At 61.8% G+C, this 6,218-nt stretch carries 6 protein-coding genes; 3 read left to right on the top strand and 3 right to left on the bottom strand.

All coding sequences use genetic code 11. The features are described 5' to 3' along the window. Both P792_RS38520 and P792_RS26030 read left to right on the top strand, forming a co-directional pair. Positions 1–996, top strand: a 996-nt coding sequence (locus P792_RS38520) for a TonB-dependent receptor domain-containing protein (RefSeq protein ID WP_035439543.1), incomplete at its 5' end; no start/stop codon positions are given. 9 nt (positions 997–1,005) lie between these two features. Then, on the top strand, positions 1,006–2,367 hold the full coding sequence (locus tag P792_RS26030; RefSeq protein ID WP_031240438.1) for a PepSY domain-containing protein: 1,362 nt from the start codon (positions 1,006–1,008) through the stop codon (positions 2,365–2,367). On the opposite strand, the gene P792_RS26025 is transcribed toward P792_RS26030, so the two are convergent. The 3 genes from P792_RS26025 to P792_RS26015 form a co-directional block, all read right to left on the bottom strand. After that, the gene (locus P792_RS26025; RefSeq protein WP_031240436.1) at positions 2,353–3,024 is read right to left on the bottom strand and encodes an SCO family protein; all 672 of its coding nucleotides are present in this window, start codon (positions 3,022–3,024) and stop codon (positions 2,353–2,355) included. The two genes, P792_RS26030 and P792_RS26025, sit on opposite strands and share 15 nt — an antisense overlap. A 136-nt stretch (positions 3,025–3,160) precedes the next feature. Then, positions 3,161–4,450 (bottom strand): adenosylhomocysteinase, encoded by a 1,290-nt coding sequence (gene ahcY, locus P792_RS26020; protein ID WP_023978255.1) that lies wholly within the window; start codon positions 4,448–4,450, stop codon positions 3,161–3,163. 147 nt (positions 4,451–4,597) lie between these two features. Next, complete coding sequence (locus P792_RS26015) at positions 4,598–4,969, bottom strand: hypothetical protein (RefSeq protein WP_023978254.1); 372 nt, start codon at positions 4,967–4,969, stop codon at positions 4,598–4,600. A gap of 260 nt (positions 4,970–5,229) precedes the next feature. Between P792_RS26015 and P792_RS26010 the strand changes: the two genes are divergently transcribed. Further along, positions 5,230–6,218, top strand: a 989-nt coding sequence (locus P792_RS26010; protein WP_369794215.1) for a CorA family divalent cation transporter, incomplete at its 3' end; no start/stop codon positions are given.

The following is a 6,218-nucleotide window of genomic DNA, read 5'->3' as shown; positions in this document are numbered from 1 at the left end:
TGGCATGCGGTGATCGGGCTTGGTGGCACGCAATCCGATATTGGAGCGGTGCAGACCGTCTATAGCCGCAGCGCCACCGCCACGCGGGCGCAATACATCACGGCCAACCGGCGCTTTTTCAACCTTGCCCCTGAGGCCTCGGTCGTCTTCACCCCTGACAAGGCCTGGACCTGGCATGCGCGGCTCGGCACGGCCTATGCCACGCCGGGCTATTCCAGCTTTTTCGTCACACCGCAGGGCAATTACGGCAACAACACCCAGCTCAAGAGCCAGAGCAGCCTCGGGATCGATCTGGGCACGGCATGGCACCCGTCGCCGGTTGTGGATATCCAGGCGACCGGATTTTATGAATTCTACAGGAACGAACTGGTCAGCCAGTCGGCTGGGGTGAATACCCAGGCAGGCAGCTACACCTTCAATGCGCCGGCCTCGCAGCATCGTGGCGTGGAACTTGCCGCTACGTGGCAGGCCCTTCCGCATAGCCTGCCGGGGGCGAAGCTGCGCCTGTCCTATACCTATGACAACCAGATCTACGCGAATTACACCGAGATCCTGTCAAACAGCACGCTGTCACGCAGCTTTTCACGCAACGGGAATCTGATCCCCGGGGTCATGCCGCATTTCCTGAATGGGCGTGTGCTCTATGACCAGCCTTCAGGGTCCTTTGAGGGGCTTGGCGGATTTGCCGAAGTGACATGGCGCAGCGCCTTTTTTATCGACAACGCCAATCTGCTCAAAGTCCCCGGATATGGTCTGCTTAATCTGGAGGTGCATTACGACCCGCCCGCAAGGCTGGGTTGGGTGCATCGTCTGCACAGCTATGTCGAGGTGCAGAATGTCGCCAATACTGTCTATGCCGCAGGGGCGACGACCATCAGTGACAGCCTTCTCGCCAATGGGCAGCAGGCTGGAGCCTCCGTATTGGCTGCAAAGACAGGCTCGATCTATGCGGGTAGCCCACGCGCCTTTTTTGGCGGTGTGAGGGTACGGTTCTGAGGAATGACCATGACACAGAATTCCCGCACCCCTCGCTCTGTTTATTCCCGTCCGGTCTGGCCCGATCGGGCCATGCTCTGGCGCTGGCATTTCTTCGCCGGGCTGTTTTGCCTGCCCTTCGTGATCATGCTCTGCGTGACCGGATCGCTCTATCTGTTCAAACCCCAGATCGAGACCTGGCTCGACCGCCATATCGATCATGCCGTTACGCAAGGATCGCCGCAAACCGTGAGCGCCCAGCGTGACGCCGCACTGGCCGCCGTGCCGGGAGGGCATTTCCTCGCACTGGAGATGCCGTTCCGCAAAACTCAGGCCACACGTGTTCTAGTGGCTCATGGGGCAGATGTGGCGCGTGTCTATATCGACCCTGTCACGCTCAGGGTTCTGGCCCAGCGCGACGAGCAGACGCGTTTCGAACGGCTGGTGTTCCGGCTGCACGGGCAATTGCTGATCGGCAACTGGGGTTCCGTCATCATGGAAATGGTCGCGTCCTGGACACTGGTCCTGATTGTAACCGGACTCCTGCTCTGGTGGCCGCGAAAAGCGGGTGCGGGCGGTACCATCCTGCCGAGGCTGAGCGCGAAAAATCGCCTGTTCTGGCGCGACCTCCATGCTGTCGGGGGGATGTGGATCTCGCTCGTTCTTGTGCTGTTTCTGGTGTCCGGTCTGCCTTGGTCCTTTGTCTGGGGCTCGGCCTTCGCTGCGGTCGAAAGCCGTATCGGCAGGCTGGTTGCCGTCCAGGACTGGGAGATCGGGGCGGTACCTATCGCTGCGACACTTTCAGGCCATGCCACCATGCCTGGCATGTCGGACGCCGAAATGGCGGGCATGGCAATGGACGCCGCGCCTCAGCCCATGTCGCCGCAGGGGGGGCTGGACGCTGTGTATGAAACGGCGCGCCAGCTTGCTTTCCCTGCGCCAACCCTCATCACCCCGCCAGCCAGTGCCAAGGACGTATGGCACATACGCTCCGATGCCCAGAACCGCCCGAAGCGGGTCGAGGCCAGCGTGACAGCGCAAGGGGAGGTCACTCATGTCACCCGTTTTGCCGATAAAAGGCTGTCCGACCGGTTGATCGGCTACGGCGTCGCCTTCCACGAGGGGCATCTGTTCGGGGTCCTGAATCTGCTCCTGAACCTCATTGTCGCGCTCTTGCTCACCCTTGCCTCGGTGGCAGCGCTCATGCTCTGGCTCAGGCGCCGCCGGCCGGGCCATCTCGATGCCCCGCAGAATTCGCCGCGACCCATTGGCTGGGGTGCGTTGACGGTCATGGGGGTTATGGGAATTCTTCTACCCGAGCTTGGGGCCTCGTTGCTGCTGCTGGCATTGGCGGGGCGGTTTCTGGGCGGGCGGTTTTCAGCGCTTCGCTAGATAGGGCGCGAGATTATGGGCCACCGTGGCGGGGCTCGAATCAGCTGGCAGGATGGCCTGCAGGTGATTCTGGCCATCCATCAGATAGAGCACGGAGGAATGGTCGATCCGATAATCACCCATTCCCTCATCGCCCCTGTCATGGCCTGCCATGGGGTCCACGGTCACATGGGACGTCACATGAAAGGCCTTGGCGACAGCATCGATCTGGGCGGCTGTGCCCGTCAGACCGATGATCTCGGGTGAGAAGCGCCGCGTATAGACCCCGATATCCTCGGGGCGGTCGCGCTCCGGATCGAGTGTGATGAAAAGCGGGACGGGGCGCTGTGTTCCGGGCGGAAGCAGCGTATAGGCCTGCGCCACTGTTGCGAGCGTCAACGGGCAGACGTCGAGGCAGTGTGTATAGCCGAAATAGATGAGGGTTTGATGCCCGGCGAAACGCGCCTGAGTGGTTGGGTGATTGGCGCTGTCGATCAGGCTATAGGGCCCGCCAACTTGTGCTGCGTGCCGATGGGCGGTCAGGGCCTGCCACCCGATGGCCCCGGCAAACAGCCCGGCAATGATCAGCGTGGGCATGGCCCAGAGGCGTAATGCTGCCCGCCGGGAGCCGGGTTGTTTTGAGCGGGCAGGTCTGGGGGCGGAGCGTTTTCGGGTCATGCGCGTCTCCCTGATGGAAGAGGCGGGGCTCTGCCCCGCTCCCCGGAAAGGGGCGAACCCCTTTCATCCCTGCAAGAGGGGAACCAGAGGGTCCAGCCCTCCGGTGATTTGCAGGGCTCAGCCCTGCGTAACCCTCTTAGTAGCGGTATTCTTCGTGCTTGAACGGACCGGCAACCGGCACGCCGATGTAATCGGCCTGCTTGTCGCTCATCTTGCTCAGCTCGGCGCCGACCTTGGCGAGATGCAGCGCGGCCACCTTCTCGTCCAGCTTCTTCGGCAGGGTGTAGACCTTGACGTCGTACTGGCCCGGCTTTGCCGTCCAGAGTTCGATCTGTGCCAGCGTCTGATTGGTGAAGGAGGCCGACATCACGAAGGAGGGGTGACCCGTGGCATTGCCGAGGTTCACGAGGCGGCCTTCAGACAGCAGGATGATGCGCTTGCTGTCGGGGAACTCGATCTCGTCCACCTGCGGCTTGACGTTGTCCCACTTGTAGTTACGCAGGGCCTCGACCTGAATTTCGCTGTCGAAATGCCCGATATTGCACACGATGGCGCGGTGCTTCATCTCGCGCATATGCTCGACGGTGATGATGTCGACATTGCCTGTGCAGGTCACGAAGATATCGCCACGCGGTGCGGCGGCTTCCATCGTCACGACCTCATAGCCTTCCATCGCGGCCTGCAGGGCGCAGATCGGATCGACTTCGGTCACTAGCACGCGGCAGCCTGCATTGCGCAGCGAGGCGGCCGAGCCCTTGCCCACGTCGCCATAACCGGCAACCACGGCAACCTTGCCCGCCATCATGACGTCGGTGCCACGGCGGATGGCGTCTACCAGGCTCTCGCGGCAGCCATAGAGATTGTCGAATTTCGACTTGGTGACGCTGTCATTCACGTTGATGGCCGGAACCTTCAGCGTGCCCTTCTTCGCCATTTCCCACAGGCGATGCACGCCCGTGGTCGTCTCTTCGGACAGGCCGCGCACGTCGTTCAGCATCTCGGGGTACTTGTCGTGCATGAGCACGGTCAGGTCGCCGCCGTCATCGAGGATCATGTTCGGTGTCCAGCCATCGGGACCCTTGATGGTCTGCTCGATGCACCACCAGAATTCTTCCTCGCTCAGGCCCTTCCAGGCGAATACCGGCACGCCGGTCGCGGCGATGGCGGCAGCAGCCTGGTCCTGGGTCGAGAAGATGTTGCAGGACGACCAGCGCACGGTCGCGCCCAGAGCCGTCAGCGTCTCGATCAGCACGGCGGTCTGGATGGTCATGTGCAGACAGCCCGCAATGCGCGCGCCCTTGAGCGGCTGGCTGGCGCCGTATTCCTCGCGGAGCGCCATCAGGCCGGGCATTTCGCCCTCGGCAATGGAGATTTCCTTGCGGCCCCATTCGGCCAGGGCGATGTCGCGCACCTTGTAATCGGTCATTCTGAAACCCTTGTTTCTCTGGTGAGGGGCATTTGTATAGAGCGAGTTCCGGCTTTGGGCCAGCGCGCATGAAAAAAGGCGCCCGATCCGCTCAGGATCAAACGCCTTTTGCTGATGCGCCAACGGCAGTGCCGTTGGGGACAAACCTTACTGCTGGGCCGATTTGTCTGACATCTTCATGCTTTTCATGCTGTGCTTGTGTTTGGAGGCCTTCTCATGCTGGGGCGATGAGATGGGCATTTTCTCCGAGGTCTGACCCGTCGGCGCTGCCGTACCCGTGGGCGCACTCGGTGCTTTGGGGTCGGGCTGCTCGTTCATCTGGTTCTTGAACGTCTTGTTCTGCTCGGTCGGGTTGTGGATCTGGGTCGACTGGTTCTTGAGCGTTTCTGCCTTCTGGGCCGAAGGCGCCTGCTCGCTGTCAGTAGCCGTGGTGGCCTGCGCGAAGGCAGGGGCCGGGGTCAGAGCGGGGGCGGCAAGAAGGGCAGAGACGGCCAGAGCGGCTTTGAATACGTGTTTCATGACAGGCTCCTGTCGAAAAACGGGGTAACGATGTCAGGCTTGATTGTTCGTTTTGCGGGACATCTTGATGAACTGGTAACAAACCGGCGGCGTTCCGGTTTCCTTGCGGCTACATTAAGCTTTGAAAGCGGTTGCCTGGGCTCCTCACCCATGCGAGACAGCGAACAGCGTTCGCCCAGAACAAAGATTTCCTCAGGATGGAGGATGGCATGTCCAACACACGCTCACAGATGCCGTTCTCCGTTGTGGCGGGCCAGGATATGAAGCCGTCAGGCGCGCTGCCCCATGGCATTGCCAACGGGCTGGTATGGGCCGTCAGGGCCCGGCCGGGTGAGGACCCCTCGCCGCTTGAGCCGCATGAAATCGAGAGCCTGCTCAACGACCGCACGCCGCCCTCGAATTATCCCAAACCCTCGGAAAGCTGGGCGTGGCTCCATTTCGACACGGTGCACAGCTCGGCCAGACAGCATGTAGCGACCCTGCCCTGCCTGCCCGAGGATGTCAGTGCCATGCTGGCCGAGACAGAATATGGCGTCATGCTGGAAGCCATGCCCGGCCTTGTCTGGGGGGCCTTGCCTGCGTTTGACGATGCCGTTTCGGAGGAAGATCGCGATATCTGCGCCTGGCGCTTTGCCATGCGCCCGGATCTTCTTATCACCACGCGGCGCAACCCCATCCCCGTGCTCGGTGCGGCTTTTCGCACCCTTCGTGCGGACTCCATTCCTCGCAGCCCTGCGGGTGTGATCGACCGCGCCCTTCGAGAATTTACCGGCAGTGTGCGCCGCCAGATCGGCAAGCTGGATGACGAGCTAGACCGCGCAGAGGACGCGCTGCTGCTGATCGAGCGCCGCACCGATCTGGGTCATCTTGGCGGTATTGTGGGTAAGGGCCGACGCCGTGCCACCGAATTGCGTCGCGTGGTTACCCCCATCGATCGCGTATTGCGCGACGAAGATCTCGAATTGCCCGAATGGGCCGAGGACGAGTTGCGTGACCGTACCGAACGTCAGGTCCATGCCGCGCTCGACGACATGATCGCCCTTCTCGATCGTGCCCGCTCGCTGCAGGATGAACTCGGGTCGTCACAGGCGGAAGAAACCAACAGACGTCTTTATATCCTGACGGCGGCCACCATCCTCATGTTCCCGGCAACTCTGGTGACCGGGTTCTTTGGCATGAACACTGGTGGGATGTATCTCGCGGGCGGCGCCTATGGCACGCTTGAAGCCGGAGCGGTGTGCTTTATCGC

The sequence above is a fragment of the Asaia sp. SF2.1 genome, assembly GCF_000505765.1.
GTDB classification, from domain to species: Bacteria; Pseudomonadota; Alphaproteobacteria; order Acetobacterales; family Acetobacteraceae; genus Asaia; species Asaia bogorensis.
Note: the sequence above shows the minus strand (reverse complement) of the source record. Positions and strands in the feature narration are given on the sequence as shown.